This window comes from Pelagibacterium halotolerans B2, assembly GCF_000230555.1.
GTDB classification, from domain to species: Bacteria; Pseudomonadota; Alphaproteobacteria; order Rhizobiales; family Devosiaceae; genus Pelagibacterium; species Pelagibacterium halotolerans.
The window spans coordinates 827,245-847,190 of the sequence record NC_016078.1; the positions used below are offsets into that span (position 1 = coordinate 827,245).

A 19,946-nucleotide genomic window follows, 5' to 3' on the forward strand; every position below is an offset into this window, starting at 1 on the left:
ATGACAGCCCACGCGGATTTGCGTGTCCAAACTATCGGTTTAGTGCCCCAGCTATGGGACGCAATTGGTGCCCGTCGCAAGGTCGTACTGCCGATACTGGTATTTTGCGCCATCGTCGCCTTCTGGGAATATGCGACCGCAATCCGCCTTGTGCCCCCGATCATTCTCGCCGGGCCAAGTGCGATCGTCCGGGCGCTGCAGACTTCTGGTCTCGAAATCCTCGCCAACATGGCCGTAACACTTTTCCAGGCCCTCGCCGGGTTTGTTATCGGCAATGTGCTGGGCCTTTTGGTGGCGATAATCTTCGTTCATTCGAGCATGGTCCGGCGCACCGTCTATCCCCTGGCAATCGCCGCCGAGGCCGTGCCCATCGTGGCGGTCGTGCCCGTCCTGATCTTGTGGTTGGGCAATGGGGTCGAGCCAAAAATCTTCATCACCAGTTTTCTGACCTTCTTTCCCATGCTCATCAACGCCTATCGCGGGCTGCGCAGTGCCGATGCCGAAGTCCAGGAACTGCTCTATACGCTCTCGGCCTCACGTTTCCAGACACTGATCATGGTCCGCTTACCCGCCTCGGTGCCGTTCTTGTTCAACGCTCTCAAGCTTTCTGCATGCACCTGCATCATGGCCTCGATCGTGGCGGAATGGCTCGCCTCAAATCGCGGGCTTGGCTATTTGATCGTGCTCTACGGCCAGCGCTATCAGATCCCCGAAGTGTGGGCGACAGCGCTGGTCGCAACCGCAATGAGCCTTGTGGTTTATGGCACCATGGTTCTGGCAGAGCGCTGGGCAATGCCCTGGAAGCAGGCTTCGGACTTTTCCTCATAGATTTCTCGAGCTTACAAAGGAATTTGCCATGCACCCCAAGTTTGGCCTGATGGACCAAGGATGGGCGCCACCTGAAATGAGCGATGCGGAATCAATTGCCCAAACGGTTGGCACGATAAACCTGGCCGATGAACTGGGCTTTGATTCAGCCTGGGTCGGTGAGCATCACCATCGGCGGCCAGAAGCCGCGTTCTGGGGGCGGGTGTCTGCGTCCGAGCTGGTGCTGGCCCATGCTGCAGCCACCACCAGCTCGATTGCGCTCGGTACGGGCGTGCGTGTGCTCTCCACCACCACAGCCCTGCGCACCGCCGAGGAAATGAGTATGCTCAGCGTTCTTTCGGGTGGGCGGGTTGATTTCGGGATCGGGTTGGGCTCGGGCCAGCCGGGGATGCAAAGCCGTGATGAAAAGGCCGCGGCCTTCCGCGTCCTGGTCTCGGACCTGCTGGCGTTCTTGCGCAATGACCCTGCGACCGGATTGCCTGAACTCAGCCCCGTTTCACCAGTCGATATCACCACCCGATTGTGGGCCGCGGCGCGCGATGAGCCAACGATCGCCCATCTGGCCGATCTGGGGATCAATCTGGTTGTGGGGCAAGCCGAGACAGGGCCGGTTCAGGCCAATTACGTCGAACAATACCGAAAGGCAGGAGGCAAGGGGCGTACACGCGGAGTGCGGCTGGTTCACGTTGCACCGACCCATGCCGAAGCGCTGGCCCGAACGGAGGCGGCGAGCGATCTTTACTTTTCCCAGATGACCAAGGGAGGCTACCACAAGGAAGCGATCGACAAGGGTCTTTTCCCTGCCGAGCCGGAAAGCCGCGAGGCGATGCTTGAGCAGATCAACTTCATCGTGGGCACACCCGAAACAGTGATCAAAGAACTCAACACCTATATCGCCCAAACAGGTGTCGATCAGCTCGACGCCATGGTGCGCATACCGCGCCTTGCGATTGGTGACGTGCACGAGTGCATGCGGCTTTTGAAGCGCGAAGTGATCCCCAATCTGGCGTTTGGTGTTGCCCCCATGTGGTCAAAGACCGCTTGAGCGTTGCGCAAGACGCAATGGCGGTGTGCGCAATTATCGATTTTACGGGCTCTGAATATGCCAGAGAGTGGAATTCCCAGAAAGGGAGGCCGACATGGCATCGAGCTTTGTGCATGTTCATCTGGTGGCGCTGCGCTATTTCGGCGAAACCGTCCGCACCGGCTCCATGCGCCAGGCGGCCGAGCACCTCAATGTCGCAGCCTCGGCCGTCAATCGCCAGATCCTCAAGCTTGAGGACCAGCTCCAGTGCAAGCTGTTTGACCGTCGCGCCGAAGGGGTTCGCCTCACGGCGGCTGGGGAAGTGCTCTACAACTACATTTTGCGGCTCGAGCGCGATCTTGACCGCGCCATTTCCCAAATTGACGATTTGCGCGGCTTGCGGCGCGGCCACGTCAAGATCGCCTGTGAGGACGGGCTGGGGCGCGACTACCTTCCACCCCTATTGAGCCAGTTTCACAAGGATCATCCCGGCATCACCTATAGCGTCGAGATCGCCTCGGCACTCGATATTTTGACACAGGTGGCCGACGGCGCGATCGATATCGGTATTGCCATGGCGCCCCCGCGCAACCCCGATGTCAGTATCATCGCCCAGGCTGCAATGCCCATGGGCGTGGTGGTTGCGCCAGACAGCCCGCTGGCAGGGCGGCAATCGGTACGTCTGCGCGATCTGGCGGGAGAAACCGTCATTCTGGCCAAAGACGGTACCGGCGGGGGGGCCAGCTATTACGAACAGCTGGGCTTTGCACAGCCCCATACCCGGTTCATGCAGACCAATGCTCCCGACTTCATCACCAATCTGGTCAAGGCCGGGCTCGGTGTGGGCATCCGTTCTCCCATCGGGATCATGGGTGATATCGAAGATCGAAAAATCTGCTTTGTCCCTATTGGTGACACCACGCTCGAAGCGCCTACCCTTTCGCTTTATGCCAAGCCCCACCGGGCTCTGCCGATGGCCGCTGCCACCTTGCTCGAGCGATTGAAGGATGCGTTGCCCGAATTTCGCGACCGGGTGCATGCGGCCGGCCGCTGTCCGCTGGTGATCGACCCTCAAAGAGAAGTCGCACCAGCCTAGTCGTTGCCGGAACGGCAACGCCCTTTGTCAAATTCGTTGCTAGGCGCAACGCTGCGGTGTGGCGCAGTGTAAGCCAACCGCGGGAATACGGTACCTATCGTCCTGGCGTCCCGCTCGCTTCCGCAATCCCCGGCCGTATTTTCGGCCCAGCGAAGAGGGCACCGCAATGACAACAATCTCAAAGACCTCCGCCCAGCGTCTTACCGCACTGGCCGATCGCGCGCGCGCGGAACTGAACATGCTCAGTTTTGCCACCAAGCCCTGGGTGATGCCTAAGATCGAAGATGGAGCAAAAATGCTCGATGTGGTGATCATCGGGGCCGGGCAGTCAGGTTTGGTGGTTGGTCACGCGCTCAAACGCCATGGTGTGACCAATTTTGTGGTGCTCGACCGCAATCGCCAAGGCTATGAGGGAGTGTGGGAAACCTACGCCCGCAATCATGAAATCCGCTCGCCCAAAGAGATCATGGGCGCCGATCTCGGCCTGCCCTCAATGACCATTGAGAGCTTTTACCGCGCCAAGCATGGCGATGCCGCCTGGGATGAAATCAAGCGAATTCCGCGCACCGACTGGATGGATTTCTTGCGCTGGTATCGCGCCATCGCCGATCTGCCGATCCGCAACGAGGTGACCGTCGCCGACATCGACTATGATGCAAATGGGGTGACGATCACTACCAAGGATGGTGAGACACTGCGGACGCGGCTGGTGATCCTTGCGACGGGCATGGACGGCGGCGGGGGTTGGCAGACCCCCGAAATCATCACCCGCAACCTGCCGCATGGTCGCTACAACCATGCGTGCGAAGTCTATGATGTGAGCCGGTTCAAAGACAAATCAATCGGCGTTCTGGGCGCGGGAGCGGCTGCGTTCGATGCAGCGGTGGCCGCGCTCGATGCGGGCGCAAGACACGTGGACCTGTTCATGCGCCGACCCCAATTACCCATGATCGATGTGGCTCGCGAAATCGAGACGGCCGGCCAGCTCAATCACGGTCATGAATTGTCCGATGAGACAAAATGGGGGCTCTCACGCTTTATGAGCGGGCTGAGCCAGTCCCCGGCCGAGCACCACTTTTATAAGGCCTGCAGCTTTGACAATTTCGCCATGCACCTGGGGTCGCCCTGGTGGTCGGTAGGGATTGAGGGTGACATGGTGGCGATCAAGACCCCCAAATCCCAATTTCGCTTTGATCATGTGGTGTCCGCGACCGGGGTTGCAGTGGATATGACGCGTCGGCCCGAATTGGGTAAAATCGCCAAAGGGGCAGCGCTCTGGCGCGACAGGTTTACCCCTCCTGCCGATGATCCAGCGCCTGGGCGGCTCAATTTTCCCTATCTCAATCATTGCTATCAGTTCACCGAGCGCGAGCCGGGCACCGCACGCGGAATCGAGCGCATCTTTGCCTTCAATGCGCTCGCCTCGCTTTCGATGGGTGGAATGTCTGCCGTCTCGATCTCAAGTCATCGTTTTGGGGTGCCCCGTGTTGTGGCCGGGGTGACTGGTTTCCTGTTCCGCGAACAGGAGCAGGCGATCATTCCAATGTTGGCCGCCTACAATACTCCCGGCATCGTTTTGACCGACCGCACCCGCGAAAAGCTGGGACTGGCGGTTGATTCAGCACTCGCCAAAGCAGGGTGAGCCAACGCAATCAAGCTCTACAATTCCAATTTCTCTCCCAACGCGGGCGACCGAAATCCGACACGTACATGCCGTGCAGGCCATATACACCCACGCTGCGCAGACTGCGCGACCGATGAACCGGGGCGCAGGTCCGGCTTGCCGACCGGCCGGAGATCACGCGCGATGCCCTTGTTAGCGAATTGGGCGCCCGGGCGGATGCCGTGTCGAGCTTTCCGGTCGTCGTCTCGCTCCAGGAAACCGATCCGCTCTTGAAGGCCGGCATGGCCGTGGAGACTTCGCTCCAGGGCGAAACCGGCGAGTTCGCCTTCTCGCTCGGCGCGGTGGTGGCCATGATGCTCGCCGGATCGTGGCTCGCAGCGCATTACTTTCTGCCGTTTCTGGCCGCCGCTCTGTTGAGGAAAAAGAACACCTCAGGCGATGAGGGGCGCATCGTCAGGGTTTATGGCGATCTCGTGCGGAGGTTCCTGCCGCTCGGGATTCCGGTTGTCCTGGCCAGCTACGGGCTTGTCGTTGTCGGGGGAATGGCATTTGGACTGCTCAAGTCCGAAATGTTCCCGTTAAGCGAACGCGCGGAATTCCTGATCTATCTCGATATGCCCAAGGGCACCGCGATTACAGCGACGCGGGACGAAGCCCTCGCTGTCGACAGATGGCTCAGGGACGATGCCCTCAATCCTGAAGTCCTGAATACAACGACGTTCGTCGGTCATGGCGGTCCGCGCTTTTATCTGGCGCTCTCGCCGGCGAATACCGATCCGTCGAGCGCCTTCATCCTCGTCAATACAACGTCCTACCAGGGTGCGGTCGAAGCGGCGGACCGTGCGCGTGCTCATCTTTTCGAGAACCATCCCGCGGCGCGAGCCCGGGTGACGCGATTGTCGATGGGTGGCGGCGAATCCGGCATTGTGGAGGTTCAGATCAGAGGACCCGATGCCGACGTCATGCTCGCTGCCGCGAAAAAGGTCGAGGCCGCTTATGCCGATATTCCCGGCATCGTTCTCAACGAGAACGACTGGGGCAACAAAGTCATCAAGGTGGTGATCGACGTCGCTCAGGACCAAGCCCGGGAACTCGGGGTTACCTCGCGCGAGATATCCGATGTTCTCAACACGTATTTCAGCGGCACAACCTATTCAACCTTCCGGGACGGGCCGGACTCGATTCCCATCGTTCTGCGCGCCGAACCGGGCTTTCGCGACAGTCTCGAGGACATTGCGAATCTTTCGATCCCGGTGGACACGGGCCTCATTGCGCTCGACCAGGTCGCGACCTTCCGACCTCAGCTCGAATTGTCGCAACTCCGACGCGAGAACCAGGTTCGGCAGATCGTCATTTCGGGCAAGAGTGCCATTCTGTCCGCGCGCGAGATCGAACAAGCGATCCGGCCGACGCTCGACGGCCTCGACCTGGGGCCGGACTATCAGATCGAGATCGGCGGGGAGACCGCGGATTCCGCCGAAACGAACGCCAAACTCGCGGCGGGAATGCCCCTTGCGTTGATCGTGATGATCGCAGCGCTCGTCTTTCAGTTTAATTCCGCGCGCCGGGTCGTGCTTACGTTCATGACCATCCCGCTCATCGTCATCGGCGCGCCGTTGACGCTCTTTCTGACCGGCCAGCCGCTCTCCTTCTTTGCGATCCTCGGCCTGATCTCGCTGATGGGCATCATCATCAACAATGCCATCGTTTTGATCGACCAGATCGACATCGAGCGACAGACGCTCGACCGGGATGAAGCGATAGTGGTGGCAGCAAAAAAGCGTTTGCGACCGGTTATGCTCACATCCTTGACGACGATCCTTGGATTGTTGCCGATGGCCCTTTTCGACGGGGCGCTCTTCGAGCCCATGGCGACACTGATGATCGGAGGGCTCTTGTTCGCCTCCCCTCTTACGTTGCTCTTCGTACCGTGCGGATATCGGCTTATGTTCGCGCAGACAAAGAGCTTGGCTCAGCCGGAAATGTCCCGATCATGATGGCCAAATCGGTCTTCCGGGAAAGGCGCAGCACAGGACTGGGCGTAAACGACGTGATATGCCGCGAGCGATAACACCCCAAAGCTGCTGGAAAACAAGTAGAGCGCGTCCAGCAAAAGTGGAAACGGTTTTGCGGTTCGGACGCGCGACGAAACAACAACTTAGAGGATTTTCGCGATTCGAATAAAAGCGGAAATGCTCTAAACGAAGCGCGTGTCGTGATGAGGGTATATGACACCAGAGCCCAAATCGTTGGGGTTGGATATGTTCAGGCGCCAAGCATACTCATTCCGTTCGAAAGAAGATTTCCACGAACCGACGAAGCCGGCTTTCTGGAGGTCATCATTCTGTGGGGCGTCATAAGAATACCCATAATTTTGTTTGGCTATGTCGTCTATCCGATCAGAAAATATCGACCTTACCTGTATTCTCGATCACACGATGAAGAGCCTGACTTCTTTTGCGCTCCGGAGAATGCAGCCTCCGTCAATGCGATTGTTCTGGAACAAATCAAAACTGCAGATATGGAACGCGAGCTGGCGGCCGAGTTGCGTCATATGGAAATGCTCAAGAGAGCCAAGATGAAACGATTTATCCTGGCAATGAAGGGAGGTGGCTCGCAGGCGGCGGAGCCCGGTTGAACGGCGGGGAAGGGGACGCAAACCTATCAAATTTCCGTTCCATTACGTGTGCTGGCGGAACATGGGCGCCTCGGACAGCGCGATGTCACACCGTTCGTCGAGGTATGAGTCCAAGTCTTGCGGATGAATGCTCCTCGCAGACTTCCGGCTCCTTTCAATTCGCACCAAGGGGATACCGATCTCTCCTGACCCAGGCTTGCGAAGAAAATTTCGGCAGCGTCAGATATGAAAAGAAATCGCGGCGCACCTTTTCAAGCGGGATGACGGTTTTGCCGTTGTTCTTGGCCATAAGCAGAAAGGCCGTGTTTAGCGACACTGAGATGCAACATTTTGAAAAATCGGGTGGAAAAGGGCATATGTATAACAAAAAACCGCAATGCCAGTCGGTCCAAACTCGATATGGTTCGTCAAATAGCTTTAGATGATTGAAAAAAATAGAAAATTTTCCATTGCGCCCATGGTGGACTGGACGGACCGTCACTGCCGGTATCTTCACCGGCAGTTGACGTCGCGCGCGTTGTTGTTCACCGAGATGGTGACCAGCGCGGCGCTGGTGCATGGGGATGCCGAACGGTTGCTGGGGTATAATGACAGCGAGCATCCGGTGGCGGTGCAGCTTGGCGGATCGGATCCGGTGGAGCTGGCGAGGGCCGTCGAAATCTGCGATCGCTTCGGATACGATGAAATCAACCTCAATGTCGGCTGTCCGTCCGACCGGGTTCAATCCGGGCAATTCGGCGCGTGTCTAATGGGCGTGCCGGGGTTGGTGGCCCAGTGTCTAGTCGGCATGGCGGAGGCGACCGACACCCCCATTACAGTCAAATGTCGCATCGGGATCGACGATCAGGACATCGAGGCCGATCTCGACCGCTTTGTCGATGCCGTGCTTCCCACGGGCATAGAGGCGCTTTACGTCCATGCCCGCAAAGCGTGGCTCAAGGGGCTTTCTCCCAAGGAAAACAGGGACATACCGCCTCTCAATTACGATCGGGTGTATCGCCTGAAACAGCGGCTCGGCGACTTTCCGGTGATGATAAACGGTGGCATCAAATCGCTCGACGAGTGCGAAAACCACCTTCGGCATACCGATGGCGTGATGCTCGGCCGCGCCGCATATCATGATCCAATGATTTTGGGCGTCACCGACGAAAAAATATTCGGCGAGAAGCGTTCGCCGGTCACGCTTGACGACATCGAGGCCGCCATGACTGCCTATGCCGAAATCGAGTTAGGCAAGGGCACGCGCCTCAACCAGATCACGCGCCACATGCTCGGTCTGGCCAACGGATTGCCCGGAGCGCGGCGGTTCCGGCAGATCCTGAGCGTCGAGGCTTGCAAGCCCGGCGCCGGGCCCGAGGTGATTACTACGGCATTTGCCCAGGTCGACCAGTCGGTTGATGGCACCCGCGTGGCATAGGCCGTTCAGTCCCCCTTGCGTGCCACCACGAAAAGCGCACGATCCTCGCCGGGCTTCCAGCGATGAACGATCTCGAAACCGGGCCGCTTGATCCTGGCGATCACCTCGTCGGTGCTCATGATTTTGAGAATCGGCAGCAGTCCAACCGCTCGTCCGATTGGGGCCAACACCTTGAAATAGGCCATCTTATCACCCAGGCAAGCGGTGCTTGAGACGAAATATCCCCCCGGGGCCAGCATACGATAGACTTTGGCGATTACCGCATCGGGATCGCTGAGCAGATGCAGGATACTCATGCCCAGCACCATGTCATAGGGCCGGTCAGGAGGGGGCAGGGTGGTAATGTCGGCGCGCTCGAACGTGATATTGTCCACGCCGGTGTCGTGAGCCCGCTGGCGCGCTTTCTCGAGCATACGCTCGGAAAAGTCGATCGCCCGGATGTGGGCGACGAACGGCGCGTGCTTTATGGCCGTGCCCCCGGTGCCGCAGCCGAATTCGAGCAGTTCCATGTCGGGGCGCAGATAGCCCTGCGTCACCTTGAGCTTGGTCTGGTAGTCGTCCTCATGGGTGATCGGCAAACGCGCATATTTGTCCGCGGTCCTGTCCCAGAACCTGCTGGTTGCAGCCATGGCAAACCCTCTGGCCGGTTGAATTGCTCCCAGATTACCGCAGTTTACCACATAGAGAAATTGCCCAATTTCGCACGAGTGTTATACATTCTTGCATGAGCATGAACGCACACGGCTTCGACTGGAACCAGATGCGTGCCTTCCTCGCGACCATCGAGGCCGGCTCGCTTTCGGCCGCGGCCAGGGCGTTGGGGCTGACCCAGCCCACGCTGAGCCGGCAGATCGCCGCGCTCGAAGATGACCTGGGATTGTTGCTGTTCGAGCGGGTGGGGCGACGGCTGACGCTGACGGAAGCCGGTCGGCGACTGGCCGAGCAGGTGCGGGCGATGGGAGCAGCGGCCGATCGGATTGCCATAACGGCGTCTTCTCAGTCGCAGGCGCTCGAGGGGCGTGTGCGGATCACGGCTGTCGACATTCTGGTGGCCCATGTCCTTCCACCTGTCCTCGAAACACTCTATGCGATTGCGCCGGGCATTGAGATAGAAATCATCGCCTCCAATTCAATCGACGATCTGATGCGCCGCGAGGCCGATATTGCCATTCGCCACGTTCAGCCCGACCATGAGGATCTCATCGCCCGCCGGTGCCGGGATACCGAAGTTGCGCTCTATGCGGCCAGCTCATTCCTGGAAAAGTTCGGCCGCCCGATCCAGCCCAGCGATCTCGCCGAGGCGCCATTTATCGGCTTTGCACCCGACGATTCCGTCGACCAGGAGCTTAACAGGCGCGGCATACCCGTTACGCGCGGAAATTTCCGCTGGCTCTGTGTCAGCTCGCTCGTGGGGCTTGAGCTGATCCGGCGCGGATTAGGGATCGGGCTGACATTTGCCGACGCGGCCGACCAGTTCCCCGATCTTGAGCGCGTCCTGCCCGATATGGAGCCATTACGGGCACCGGTCTGGCTCACCGTGCATCGCGAATTGCGCACCAGTCCACGCATGCGTATTGTCTTTGATGCGCTGGCAGAATCCTTCGGCTCGAGCCCCGATCCTAGTCGTGCAGCTCCAGGGAATCCTGACTGACCGTATAGCGCGATAGGGTTTCGAGAAACGTCATGCCCAGAAGTGAGGTCTCGAGCGCATTGTCCTCGACCACGAAGGCCCGGATATTGCGGCGCACGATATTGCCCACTTCGATCTGCTCGATCCGAATGGATGCCGCCGTACCTGTACCGTTGGCGGTCTGAACGGGAATGGTATAGCGCAGGCTATCCGTGTCGATGCCGGCGGTGACCGCATCGGTATGGGAGAGGACGACCGCGCTGGCGCCGGTATCGAAGATCATGGGCACTTTGGCCCCGTTGACGCTCGTATCCACGCTGAAACTGCCGCCGAACGAGCGGGAAACATGGACGTTTCCGGTCTGCGGGTCGACGATGGCGGCGCCGGGCTGCAAGGCGCCGAATACCCGCTGGCCCATGCGCTCGATATCGCCGCGATAGGTGTAGCCGAGCACCAGAATCCCGCCGATTGCGATCCAGATGACAAACCCTGAAAGGATTTCGCCGAGCCGGTGTCGGCGTCCCACCAGTGCGCTGGCAACAAGCGTTCCGATCACCACGAGCGGAATGGCGCTCGCCGTCTGGGCTTGCGTCAGTCCGAAAACCGCACCGGCATCGGCGCTGATGGCGACCGCAAGGCCGACCACGATCAGAATGGCGAAAGCGACAAACAGCATGAAAGATCCAAATGGGTTCAACCGGCGATGATAGTCATAAAGGTTGCCAATAGGGCAATTTCAAGCAGCGCCTGCAAAGCGCCGATGAGATCGCCCGTTTGGCCGCCCACCAGCCGGTCACAAAGCCGTGTCCACCCAAATGCAACGGCCGCACCGATTGCGAGAGCAGCCATAACGCCCAGAGGAGATACGAACGGAACCGCCAGAATGACAGCAATGACGAGAGCGAAAACGAGCCCGAACCCGAAAGCGTTCCGCGAAAGCCGGCCAGCGGTGGCCGAAGCGCCCACGGTGCGGGCCGGGGGCAGGGCCATGGCGATATAAAGCCCACCGGAACGCGCGACCAGACCGGCCGCCAGCCACAGCATTGCCGCAGCCAGCCCGCCATTGACCGTCAGTGCGGCAAGTGCTGAGGCCTTGAGACCGACGAGGAACACGATGGTCAGCACGCCGTACGTGCCGTGGCGGCTGTCCTTAAGGATTTTCAATCGACGCTCGGCGGTATTGCCGCCAAACAACCCGTCGGCCGCGTCGGCTGCCGCATCTTCGCTCATGGCACCTGTGACGATGGCCGAACACGCGGCGGCGGCAATCGCTGCAAACAGAGGCGGAATACCGCCCGCAATACCGAGCAGCAGCACCCCGGCAGGACCGAGCCCTATGAGGATACTGGCGAGTGGCAGGATGCGGGCAATGCGATCAAGATTGGGAACGGCGTGTGGCTGCCTTCCGCTCGGCAGACGCGAAAAAAAGCGGAGCGCCATGACCAGATCAGGGACCAGACCAGTGCCCTCGGGTGACGACTTGCCGTCTCTGGAAGTCCCACTGTGGTTATCGGCATCGCTCAATTGCGTTTTTCCCCATTTCGTCCCAAAAGGAGCACCCCTCATATCATCCGAATCCGGGAGCGACCATGTCTGCCCAAGCCTTCACCGATTTCCACGATCTCCTGATGCTCGGCCCCGATGGCGACGAGGCGGCGGTTGCGGCGGTACGGGCCCGAGACGCACAATTGACCAAACCCGCCGGATCGCTCGGCGAGATGGAATTTCTGGTCGAACATATGGCCCGCTGGCAGGGCAAGGCCGAGCCGACATTCGAAGACCCCATGGTCGCGATTTTTGCCGCCAATCATGGGGTGACCGATCAGGGCGTTTCGGCTTTTCCGCGCGAAGTAACCAAGCAGATGGTCAACAATTTCACCAAGGGCGGGGCCGCGATTTCGCAGATATGCGCGCTCCATGAAATCAATTTGCGGGTGTTCGAATTGGCGCTCGACGTGCCCACCGGAGACATTACAGTCCTCCCCGCCATGGACGAGCGCACCTGCGCCGCCACCATAGCCTATGGTATGGAAGCCATCGCGGGCGATGTCGATTTCCTGTGCATCGGCGAGATGGGGATCGGCAACACCACGGTCGCCGCTGCGATCTACGCGGCTCTTTATGGGGGCACAGGCGCCGATTGGGTGGGGCGCGGCACCGGCGTCGACGACGCGGGGCTCGTCCGCAAGGCCGATGCTGTGGACAGGGCACTGACCCGCCACGCGGGTCGCCTCAAGACGCCATTTGAAATTCTCGCCAATCTTGGCGGACGCGAAATCGCGGCCATGGTCGGCGCCATAATTGCCACGCGCCACCAGAAAGTGCCCATGATTGTCGACGGCTTCGTTGCAACGGCCGCTGCCGCCATCGCACACGCTGTCAATCCTGCCTCGATCGATCACTGCCTGTTCGGACACGTTTCGGCCGAGGGCGGGCATGCGCGCGCGCTGGAAAAAATCGACGCAAAGCCGCTGCTCGATCTCGGTATGCGGCTAGGTGAGGGGAGCGGTGCAGCCCTGGCCGCCGTTCTGTGCAAGACGGCCCTCCACGTGCACAAGAACATGGCGACTTTCGCCGAAGCTGCCGTCGATGAAAAGCTGAACTGAGCGGCACCGTGAAATCCTGCCGGACTGGTTCTTTTCGAGCCTGCCGACCGTCCGTTAAGTGAACGCAATTTTTACGGAGAATTGCCATGTACGCGCTCTACATTGCCAACAAGAACTATTCCTCCTGGTCGCTGCGGCCCTGGGTGTTGCTCAAGGCCCTTGGTATCGATTTCGATGAGCGCTTCGTGCCCTTTCTCCAGGGGTCCAGCTATGAGGAGTTCCGCAAGTTCTCTCCCACCGGCCTCGTGCCATGTCTCGTTGATGGCGATCTGACGGTCTGGGATTCTCTGGCGATCACTGAATATGTCGCCGAGGACCATTCGCAAGTCTGGCCGACAGATCGGGCGGCGCGCGCCTGGGCGCGCTCGGCGTCAGCCGAGATGCATTCGGGATTTTCCGCTTTGCGCAACATATGCGGCATGAATGTCGGTGTGCGTGTGCGCATGCATGAAATCAGCCCCACATTGCAAGCCAATCTCGACAGGATAGACGAACTGTGGAGCGAGGGCCTTTCGCGTTTTGGCGGGCCATTTCTCGCAGGCGAGGTGTTTACAGCGGTCGACGCGTTCTTCTGCCCGGTCGCCTTCCGCCTTCAGACCTATGGCCTCAAGCTCAGCGATAGTGCGCTCGCTTATGCCGAACGGCTCAGGAGCCTGCCGGCCATGAGGGAATGGTACGAAGCGGGGCTCGCCGAGAGCATCCGCGACGAACCGCACGATGCCGAAATTGCTTTGGCCGGCACGCTCATGGAGGACTTGCGGGCCGTCTAGGAGGCTTCCGAGTAGATCTCGAGCCGGTTGCGCTGCTCGACCACGGGCGCCATGCCTTCCATGACGCGGGCGCGTGGGAAGGTGGCGATCACTTCGGTGCCGAAGCGCAGCTTGGAGAAGAGATCGAACCGGCCCTGATGCAGATCCATGATCTTCTGGACGATGGGCAGTCCAAGCCCTGCGCCCTGTTCGGCGGTCTTTTGCGCCAAAGAGCCCTGGCCGAATGACGAGAGGACGGTTTCGATCTCGTCTTCGGGGATGCCGGGACCATTGTCGACGACGGAGATGAATTGCCCGCCATCGGTGGACCGGCCTACTGTCAGAACGATCTTGCCCGATTGCGGGGTGAATTTTATGGCGTTGGAGAGCAGGTTGAGGACCACCTGGCGCACCGCGCGCTCGTCGCCCCAGATCTTGGGAAGTGCGTCGCCGGCGTCGAACTGAAGGTCGACATTTTTCGAGCGCGCCCGGATTTCGAGCATGCGCCGGCAATCGTCTGAAATATCGACAAGCGAAATAGCCTCTTCATTGAGGTCATACTTGCCCGCTTCGATGCGCGAGAGATCAAGCAGTTCATTGATGAGGGTTAAAAGATGCTGCCCGCTCGCATGGATGTCGCCGGCATATTCCTTGTACTGAGGCACGGTATGGGCGCCCAGCAGCTCGGATTTTAGCACCTCGGAAAAGCCGATGATGGCATTGAGCGGCGTGCGCAGCTCGTGGCTCATGGTGGCGAGAAAACGCGACTTGGCGATATTGGCCTGCTCGGCATGACGCCGGGCCTCGTCCGACATCGTACGCGCTTCCTCGAGTTCGAGGATCAGGGCGTCCTTTTCCCATTGATGCTCAAGATTGCCGATTTCGGACTTGTAGAGCTGGCGGGTGAGAAACAGGAAAAAGAAAAATGCGCCGATGGCAACGACCGACATGGCATAATTGAGCGTGCCGCCGCTCCAGATCAGCATGGCCGCCACCGAGACAGTGCCGGGGAACGTGGTGACCAGCGTGGCGCTGGGCAGCGTCCGGGTGGCGACGGCGTTTGCGGCAACGCCAACAAGCAGCATGGCAAAAATGATGATCTGGATGTCCTGCCCGCCGCCGGTGATCGTGAGAACCGGCAGGGTAGCCCAGGACAGGCCGGTGATCGTTTCGGCGATGATAAAGGTCTGTGTCCAGCGGCGGGGGTCGAACTTGGCGTTGCTCTGCTTGCGGAACCGCCGGCAGATCATGGCGACGCCGAGATTGGCAACGCCGACGGCGCTTGCCCACAGCGCGGCTATCGCCGGATCGATCCAGAGAACGGCGGCAAGAGAGAGGATGCTCAAGAGCGCGAGCGTCGGCAGAACACTGGTCAGGCGGGCGCCTGCATATTCGGCCAGCAATTCATAATCGAAGGTAGCTCGTGTGCCAGAGCTTGAGGTCAGCTTCTGGCGTGCATCGAGAACGGCACGCTGAACCGTACGGCGCGATTCTCCCCGACGCGGCGCTTCGGTTGCACGGTTTGGCCGGCTGGACGCCATCGAACTCTCGTTACGCTACTCAACTACTCATCGGGCCAGCATAAAACCTGCTCACCCGTACGCGAGCCTCAACGCTAAGCCACGCGTGGTTAACAGGACGTTGAACCGCAAGCGGCGTTTAGACGCAATTTTCACCATAGTTGGCCGAAGCCCCGCTGGCTGGCCAGTTCCGACGCCCGTGAAGGTAGAGCAACCGGTGGATAAACCTGAAGTGGTTTGCCTTGACATGGGCAATGCTGGCACGTCAAATGCCGGGCCGAGGCGGACGATTTTCCAGAATACTGGAAATTTTCGTTGATTATAAGAATACTATTTCAGGGGCTTCCATGGCGCTCGACAAACTCGACCGCAAAATTCTCCAGCTTTTGCAGAAGGATGCCACGATGCCCGTGGCGGAAATCGGCCGTAAGGTCGGTCTGTCCACCACGCCGTGCTGGCGTCGCATCCAGAAAATGGAGGAAGAGGGGGTCATCAAGCGTCGCGTCGCCGTGCTCGATCCCGAAAAGGTCAATGCCGGCGTCACCGTATTCGTTGCGGTCAAGACCAATGAGCACAATGACGCCTGGCTGCGCAAATTTGCGGCAGTCGTCGAGGATTTTACGGAGGTCGTCGAATTCTACCGCATGAGCGGGGACGTCGACTATCTGCTGCGCGTTGTCGTGCCGTCCATCCAGGCCTATGACATCTTTTATAAAAAGCTGATCTCCAAGATCGCGCTGTCGGACGTCAGCTCGTCCTTTGCCATGGAGCAGATCAAATACACCACGGCCCTGCCGCTCGAATTTGCGGTCGTTGGGGACTAACCGCCGGTCACTGACATGTGCCGGCCGACGGCCGGAGCCGAGCGCCGCTCGATCACGAAATCATGACCCTTGGGTTTGAGGATCATCGCGCGATCGAGCGCCGCGTCCAGCCCTTCGCGGCCACCGTCGCGCAAGGCGGCGCGCAGATCGACGCGATCTTCCTGCCCCAAACACATATAGAGCTGGCCGGTACAGGTCAGCCTCACGCGGTTGCAGCTTTCGCAGAAATTGTGGCTGAGCGGCGTGATGAACCCGATCGTGCCCCCGGTTTGTTCAATCCGCATGTAGCGGGCCGGCCCGCCGGTCCGCTTGGCAATGGGCGTGAGCGTGAAGCGCTCGGCCAGCCGATCACGGACCGTGCGAAGCGAGAGGTGGGTATCGGCGCGGTCGAAGCTGACGTCCCCCAGGGGCATTTCCTCGATAAGGGTCAATTCAAACCCTTCCGAATGGGCCCATTCGAGCATGGGCACGATTTCCTCTTCGTTGACGTTCTTGATCGCCACCATGTTGAGCTTGACCGCAAGTCCCGCGTCGCGCGCCGCGTAGATGCCATCGAGCACTTGCGGCAACCGTCCGCGCCGGGTGATCGCCCTAAACTTGTCGCCGTCGAGCGTATCGAGGGAAACGTTGACCCGACGGATACCCAGTTCGGCCAGGCGGCCCGCATGCAGAGCGAGTTGGCTCCCATTGGTCGTCAGCGTCAGTTCATCGAGCTCGCCTCGCGCCAGATGCCGGTCTGAAAGCGCTTCGATGAGTTTTATGATGTCGCGCCGAACCAGTGGCTCTCCGCCCGTCAGTCGAACCTTGCGGACGCCGCGGCTGACAAACGCGCCGATGACGGCCTGAATTTCTTCAAAGCTGAGCACCTCGCTCTTGGGCAGAAAGACCATGTCTTCGCCCATGCAATAGGTGCAGCGGAAGTCGCAGCGATCGGTCACCGAAACCCGCAGGTAGGTGACATGCCGGCCGAAACTGTCGACGAGAGGGCGCTGGGGCGCTTGATTTGTCATTGGGCGAATATAGGCGCTATTGCGCGCAGCGAAAAGCCGGGTTCGGTCACTGCGATGTGCGTATCGACATTGGTAGCGTTGACAGATGATCCGAACTGCCGTTCTAGAGGCAAAACGGGGAGATTTCAGATCGTGAGCGACGACCTCAAGCGCAAGGCGGCCGAGGCGGCAATGTCCGAAGTCAAATCGGGCATGCGCATCGGACTGGGTACGGGTTCGACAGCCAAGCACTTTGTCGACCTGCTGGGCGCCGAAGTGGCCAAGGGCTTCCAATGCCTTTGCGTACCGACCTCGGAAGCGACGGCCGCGCAGGCGCGCGGCCTGGGTATTCCCCTGACCACGCTCGACGATATCGACAGCCTCGATGTCACGGTGGATGGGGCCGATGAGATCGACCGCGATTTCCAGCTCATAAAGGGCGGCGGCGGGGCCCTGCTTCGCGAAAAGATCGTCGCTGCGGCATCAGCGCGGATGATCGTGATCGCCGACGATTCCAAACTGGTGGAGTCATTGGGCCGGTTTGCCCTGCCCATAGAAGTCAATCCCTTTGGCCTAGCCGCAACCGAGAGGGCTATTGCCGGCGTGATGGCCGAGTTCGGCGCGCTGGGCGGAAAGGCCGTGCGGCAGGGTGAAGGTGCAGAGCCATATCTGACAGACGGCGGACACTATATCGTGGACGCATCTTTTGGCCGTATTTCGAACGCAAAAGCGCTTTCGCTGGCACTGCTCGAAATTCCCGGTGTCGTGCAGCATGGGCTGTTCATCGATTTGTGTTCGGAAGCCTATCTTGCTACGCCCAAGGGGACGATCAAACTGTCCGAGCATGTGAATTATAACCCGCTCATTTCGTAAGGGACCGTACGCACAATGACTTTCCTGCCCACTCTGCGCCGGCTCACAGCGGCGCTCGTTCTGTTCGGTGCCGCGCTGGTTGCGTCGGCCCCTGTCCATGCCCAACAGGAAATTTCACCCGAACATCTCGCCAAAGCGCGTGAATATGTCGACATGACCGACTCCGCGCAGCTTTACGAGCGGACGCTCATTGAGATGGGGCTGCGCGTCATGCGCCTGATGATCCAGGAGGACCCCTCGCTGCGCGATCCGCTGATCAACGCGCTGCAGACCGTCTATGACGGATATCTTGCCGATCGCGACCCGCTTTATAATCAGTTCGCCCGCATCTACGCGATTCGGTTCTCGCTCGAAGAGCTTGAGGAAATCGTGGGCTTTTACAGCACACCGGTCGGCGAGAAGCTGCTGAGCCAGAATGCCGGCATCAACGAAGATCTTCAGTTGGTTCTCGGCGTCTGGAGCCGCAATACATCCAACGAATTCCTTTCGCGCGTACGCACCGAACTGCGCAATCAGGGCTATAATGCCCCCGAAGTCGAGGCGCCCGTTCTTGAAGAAGAGGGCGAAGCTGCACCACAATAAGGTCTGGTTTCTCCGGCTCGCTTTTGCCCCCGTCCGGCAGGACGGGGGTTTTTTTGTTTGCGGTCCGCGCCTATATCGTTGCCTCAAAACACAGCAACGGCGCGGGGTCCCCAATGGGCGAGAAGTTTGATTTGATCGTGATCGGTGGGGGATCGGGGGGCGTGCGAGCGGCGCGCGTTTCGGCCCAATTGGGTGCTAAGGTCGCGATCGTCGAAGAGTATCGCTATGGTGGGACCTGCGTCATCCGCGGATGCGTGCCCAAAAAGCTCTTTGTCTATGCCTCTCGGTTTGGCGATCTGTTCGATGTCGCCCCGAGCTTCGGATGGACGGTCGATGCCGCGTTCGATTGGCCGACCCTTCTGGCCAACAAGGACAAGGAAATCGCCCGCCTCGAAAAGATCTATGAAACGCTGCTCGACGGCTCCGGCGTCAAGATCTTCAAGGCGCGCGCCACGGTTACGGGCCCGAATGCGATAAAGCTTTCGACCGGAGAGGAGCTGGAGGCCGAGCGTATTCTGATCGCGACCGGCGGTGCTCCCTTCAAGCCCGATATCGAAGGCAGCGATCTCGGGATCACCTCCAATGAGGCCTTCCACCTCGAAACGCTGCCAAGGACAATCCTGATTGAAGGCGGCGGTTATATCGCCGTCGAGTTCGCGACGATCTTTGCGGGACTTGGTGTCGACACGACGCTGGTCTATCGCCGGGACAAAATCCTGCGTGGGTTCGACCACGACGTCCGTGACGGTTTGGAGGATGCGCTGCGCGAACGTGGGGTGCGGTTCCGGTATGGGTATCACATTTCCGGCTTGCGCAGAGACGGGGAGGGCGTTTGTGTTTCATTCTCCCATGGCGAGGAAGCGACTTTCGACAAGGTCATGTTCGCGACCGGTCGCCATCCCAACACTTCCGATCTGGGTCTCGATGCGGCCGGGGTCCAACTGGACCAGACCGGCGCGGTCGTGGTCGATGAATATTCACGCTCGTCGGTGCCTTCGATCTATGCGGTCGGGGACGTTACGGGCCGTGCGGCGCTCACTCCGGTCGCGATCCGGGAAGGTTCGGCATTCGCGCAGACCGTCTATAACAACACGCCCACCACCGTGCCCTATCATCTGATCCCTACTGCCGTATTTTCCGAGCCTGAAATCGGAACGGTGGGCATGAGCGAGGAAGCGGCAGCCGAGCGCTATCGCTCGATCGATATCTATGTCACCCGCTTCCGCCCCATGATGAACACGCTTTCCGACCGGCAGGAAAAGATGATGCTCAAGCTCGTCACGGAAACCGATACCGGCCGGATACTCGGCTGTCACATTTTGGGACCGGGAGCCGGTGAGATGATCCAGCTCATTGCCATTCCTCTGGGCATGGGTGGGACAATGGCCGATTTCAATCACGCCATTGCCGTACATCCCACGGCAGCAGAAGAGCTGGTGACCTTCAAATCACCAAGCTATCGTGTTGTCGATGGAGAAAAATGCAACCCGTAACCCCGAGTTGATGCGGCGATCGGCGCCCTTCGACCATAGAATACTTGGCATGG

General features: G+C 59.6%; 21 protein-coding genes. 14 read left to right on the forward strand and 7 right to left on the reverse strand.

The window, feature by feature from the left end:
* The 6 genes from KKY_RS04125 to KKY_RS04150 all read left to right on the forward strand — a co-directional run bounded on the left by KKY_RS04125 (window position 1) and on the right by KKY_RS04150 (window position 7,210).
* The gene (locus KKY_RS04125; RefSeq protein ID WP_158308047.1) at window positions 1-828 is read left to right on the forward strand and encodes an ABC transporter permease; all 828 of its coding nucleotides are present in this window, start codon (window positions 1-3) and stop codon (window positions 826-828) included.
* Between the two features lie 49 nt (window positions 829-877).
* On the forward strand, window positions 878-1,873 hold the full coding sequence (locus tag KKY_RS04130) for an LLM class flavin-dependent oxidoreductase (protein ID WP_338090942.1): 996 nt from the start codon (window positions 878-880) through the stop codon (window positions 1,871-1,873).
* Between the two features lie 94 nt (window positions 1,874-1,967).
* Entirely contained in the window at window positions 1,968-2,948 is a 981-nt protein-coding gene (locus tag KKY_RS04135; RefSeq protein WP_014130048.1) for a LysR family transcriptional regulator, read from the forward strand.
* Between the two features lie 166 nt (window positions 2,949-3,114).
* A complete protein-coding gene (locus tag KKY_RS04140) occupies window positions 3,115-4,590 on the forward strand; it encodes an NAD(P)-binding domain-containing protein (protein ID WP_014130049.1) in 1,476 nt (491 codons plus the stop codon).
* A gap of 203 nt (window positions 4,591-4,793) precedes the next feature.
* Entirely contained in the window at window positions 4,794-6,569 is a 1,776-nt protein-coding gene (locus tag KKY_RS04145) for an efflux RND transporter permease subunit (RefSeq protein ID WP_014130050.1), read from the forward strand.
* A gap of 221 nt (window positions 6,570-6,790) precedes the next feature.
* The gene (locus KKY_RS04150) at window positions 6,791-7,210 is read left to right on the forward strand and encodes a hypothetical protein (protein ID WP_041528571.1); all 420 of its coding nucleotides are present in this window, start codon (window positions 6,791-6,793) and stop codon (window positions 7,208-7,210) included.
* A gap of 42 nt (window positions 7,211-7,252) precedes the next feature.
* On the opposite strand, the gene KKY_RS20985 is transcribed toward KKY_RS04150, so the two are convergent.
* Both KKY_RS20985 and KKY_RS20990 read right to left on the reverse strand, forming a co-directional pair.
* Entirely contained in the window at window positions 7,253-7,375 is a 123-nt protein-coding gene (locus KKY_RS20985) for a hypothetical protein (protein ID WP_338048541.1), read from the reverse strand.
* Entirely contained in the window at window positions 7,365-7,499 is a 135-nt protein-coding gene (locus KKY_RS20990; RefSeq protein ID WP_014130052.1) for a hypothetical protein, read from the reverse strand. Before KKY_RS20990 ends, KKY_RS20985 begins: the two co-directional genes overlap by 11 nt.
* A 132-nt stretch (window positions 7,500-7,631) precedes the next feature.
* On the opposite strand from KKY_RS20990, the gene dusA reads away from it, so the two are divergent.
* The gene (gene dusA / locus KKY_RS04160; protein ID WP_014130053.1) at window positions 7,632-8,627 is read left to right on the forward strand and encodes a tRNA dihydrouridine(20/20a) synthase DusA; all 996 of its coding nucleotides are present in this window, start codon (window positions 7,632-7,634) and stop codon (window positions 8,625-8,627) included.
* Window positions 8,628-8,632: 5 nt separating this feature from the next.
* On the opposite strand, the gene KKY_RS04165 is transcribed toward dusA, so the two are convergent.
* Entirely contained in the window at window positions 8,633-9,256 is a 624-nt protein-coding gene (locus KKY_RS04165) for a class I SAM-dependent methyltransferase (protein WP_014130054.1), read from the reverse strand.
* Between the two features lie 95 nt (window positions 9,257-9,351).
* Here KKY_RS04165 and KKY_RS04170 point away from each other — a divergent pair, with 95 nt between their 5' ends.
* A complete protein-coding gene (locus KKY_RS04170; RefSeq protein ID WP_050811647.1) occupies window positions 9,352-10,278 on the forward strand; it encodes a LysR family transcriptional regulator in 927 nt (308 codons plus the stop codon).
* On the opposite strand, the gene KKY_RS04175 is transcribed toward KKY_RS04170, so the two are convergent.
* Both KKY_RS04175 and KKY_RS04180 read right to left on the reverse strand, forming a co-directional pair.
* A complete protein-coding gene (locus KKY_RS04175) occupies window positions 10,247-10,933 on the reverse strand; it encodes a retropepsin-like aspartic protease family protein (protein ID WP_014130056.1) in 687 nt (228 codons plus the stop codon). The genes KKY_RS04170 and KKY_RS04175 overlap by 32 nt on opposite strands.
* Window positions 10,934-10,950: 17 nt before the next feature.
* Complete coding sequence (locus KKY_RS04180; RefSeq protein WP_158308049.1) at window positions 10,951-11,781, reverse strand: adenosylcobinamide-GDP ribazoletransferase; 831 nt, start codon at window positions 11,779-11,781, stop codon at window positions 10,951-10,953.
* A 65-nt stretch (window positions 11,782-11,846) separates the two neighbouring features.
* Here KKY_RS04180 and cobT point away from each other — a divergent pair, with 65 nt between their 5' ends.
* Window positions 11,847-12,863, forward strand: coding sequence for a nicotinate-nucleotide--dimethylbenzimidazole phosphoribosyltransferase (cobT, locus tag KKY_RS04185; protein WP_014130058.1), 1,017 nt, complete (start codon window positions 11,847-11,849; stop codon window positions 12,861-12,863).
* Window positions 12,864-12,949: 86 nt separating this feature from the next.
* Window positions 12,950-13,633 (forward strand): glutathione S-transferase family protein, encoded by a 684-nt coding sequence (locus tag KKY_RS04190; RefSeq protein ID WP_014130059.1) that lies wholly within the window; start codon window positions 12,950-12,952, stop codon window positions 13,631-13,633.
* On the opposite strand, the gene KKY_RS20945 is transcribed toward KKY_RS04190, so the two are convergent.
* Window positions 13,630-15,153: a sensor histidine kinase gene (locus KKY_RS20945; RefSeq protein ID WP_014130060.1), complete on the reverse strand. Its 1,524-nt coding sequence runs from the start codon at window positions 15,151-15,153 to the stop codon at window positions 13,630-13,632. The two genes, KKY_RS04190 and KKY_RS20945, sit on opposite strands and share 4 nt — an antisense overlap.
* Before the next feature lie 326 nt (window positions 15,154-15,479).
* On the opposite strand from KKY_RS20945, the gene KKY_RS04200 reads away from it, so the two are divergent.
* The gene (locus KKY_RS04200) at window positions 15,480-15,956 is read left to right on the forward strand and encodes an Lrp/AsnC family transcriptional regulator (protein WP_014130061.1); all 477 of its coding nucleotides are present in this window, start codon (window positions 15,480-15,482) and stop codon (window positions 15,954-15,956) included.
* Here the strand turns inward: KKY_RS04200 and moaA are convergent.
* Window positions 15,953-16,966: a GTP 3',8-cyclase MoaA gene (gene moaA, locus KKY_RS04205; RefSeq protein WP_014130062.1), complete on the reverse strand. Its 1,014-nt coding sequence runs from the start codon at window positions 16,964-16,966 to the stop codon at window positions 15,953-15,955. The genes KKY_RS04200 and moaA overlap by 4 nt on opposite strands.
* Before the next feature lie 129 nt (window positions 16,967-17,095).
* Here moaA and rpiA point away from each other — a divergent pair, with 129 nt between their 5' ends.
* From rpiA to gor, 3 genes are all read left to right on the forward strand, one after another.
* Window positions 17,096-17,818, forward strand: a complete 723-nt coding sequence (gene rpiA, locus KKY_RS04210) for a ribose-5-phosphate isomerase RpiA (RefSeq protein ID WP_041529082.1) — start codon at window positions 17,096-17,098, stop codon at window positions 17,816-17,818.
* Between the two features lie 15 nt (window positions 17,819-17,833).
* Window positions 17,834-18,400 carry a DUF2059 domain-containing protein gene (locus KKY_RS04215; RefSeq protein WP_014130064.1) on the forward strand — a complete coding sequence of 189 codons (567 nt, stop codon included), beginning with the start codon at window positions 17,834-17,836 and terminating at the stop codon, window positions 18,398-18,400.
* A 113-nt stretch (window positions 18,401-18,513) separates the two neighbouring features.
* Window positions 18,514-19,893, forward strand: coding sequence for a glutathione-disulfide reductase (gene gor / locus KKY_RS04220; protein WP_041529083.1), 1,380 nt, complete (start codon window positions 18,514-18,516; stop codon window positions 19,891-19,893).
* The last annotated feature ends 53 nt before the right edge of the window (window positions 19,894-19,946 follow it).

Coding starts and splice junctions, on each gene's coding strand:
- KKY_RS04170 (WP_050811647.1), top strand. CDS start 9,352: ATGAGCATGAACGCACACGGCTTCGACTGGAACCAGATGCGTGCCTTC.
- KKY_RS04130 (WP_338090942.1), top strand. CDS start 878: ATGGACCAAGGATGGGCGCCACCTGAAATGAGCGATGCGGAATCAATT.
- KKY_RS04215 (WP_014130064.1), top strand. CDS start 17,834: ATGACTTTCCTGCCCACTCTGCGCCGGCTCACAGCGGCGCTCGTTCTG.
- KKY_RS04140 (WP_014130049.1), top strand. CDS start 3,115: ATGACAACAATCTCAAAGACCTCCGCCCAGCGTCTTACCGCACTGGCC.
- gor (WP_041529083.1), top strand. CDS start 18,514: ATGGGCGAGAAGTTTGATTTGATCGTGATCGGTGGGGGATCGGGGGGC.
- moaA (WP_014130062.1), bottom strand. CDS start 16,966: ATGACAAATCAAGCGCCCCAGCGCCCTCTCGTCGACAGTTTCGGCCGG.
- dusA (WP_014130053.1), top strand. CDS start 7,632: ATGATTGAAAAAAATAGAAAATTTTCCATTGCGCCCATGGTGGACTGG.
- KKY_RS04175 (WP_014130056.1), bottom strand. CDS start 10,933: ATGCTGTTTGTCGCTTTCGCCATTCTGATCGTGGTCGGCCTTGCGGTC.
- cobT (WP_014130058.1), top strand. CDS start 11,847: ATGTCTGCCCAAGCCTTCACCGATTTCCACGATCTCCTGATGCTCGGC.
- KKY_RS04125 (WP_158308047.1), top strand. CDS start 1: ATGACAGCCCACGCGGATTTGCGTGTCCAAACTATCGGTTTAGTGCCC.
- KKY_RS20945 (WP_014130060.1), bottom strand. CDS start 15,153: ATGGCGTCCAGCCGGCCAAACCGTGCAACCGAAGCGCCGCGTCGGGGA.
- KKY_RS04165 (WP_014130054.1), bottom strand. CDS start 9,256: ATGGCTGCAACCAGCAGGTTCTGGGACAGGACCGCGGACAAATATGCG.
- KKY_RS04150 (WP_041528571.1), top strand. CDS start 6,791: ATGAGGGTATATGACACCAGAGCCCAAATCGTTGGGGTTGGATATGTT.
- KKY_RS04190 (WP_014130059.1), top strand. CDS start 12,950: ATGTACGCGCTCTACATTGCCAACAAGAACTATTCCTCCTGGTCGCTG.
- KKY_RS04135 (WP_014130048.1), top strand. CDS start 1,968: ATGGCATCGAGCTTTGTGCATGTTCATCTGGTGGCGCTGCGCTATTTC.
- KKY_RS04200 (WP_014130061.1), top strand. CDS start 15,480: ATGGCGCTCGACAAACTCGACCGCAAAATTCTCCAGCTTTTGCAGAAG.
- KKY_RS20990 (WP_014130052.1), bottom strand. CDS start 7,499: ATGGCCAAGAACAACGGCAAAACCGTCATCCCGCTTGAAAAGGTGCGC.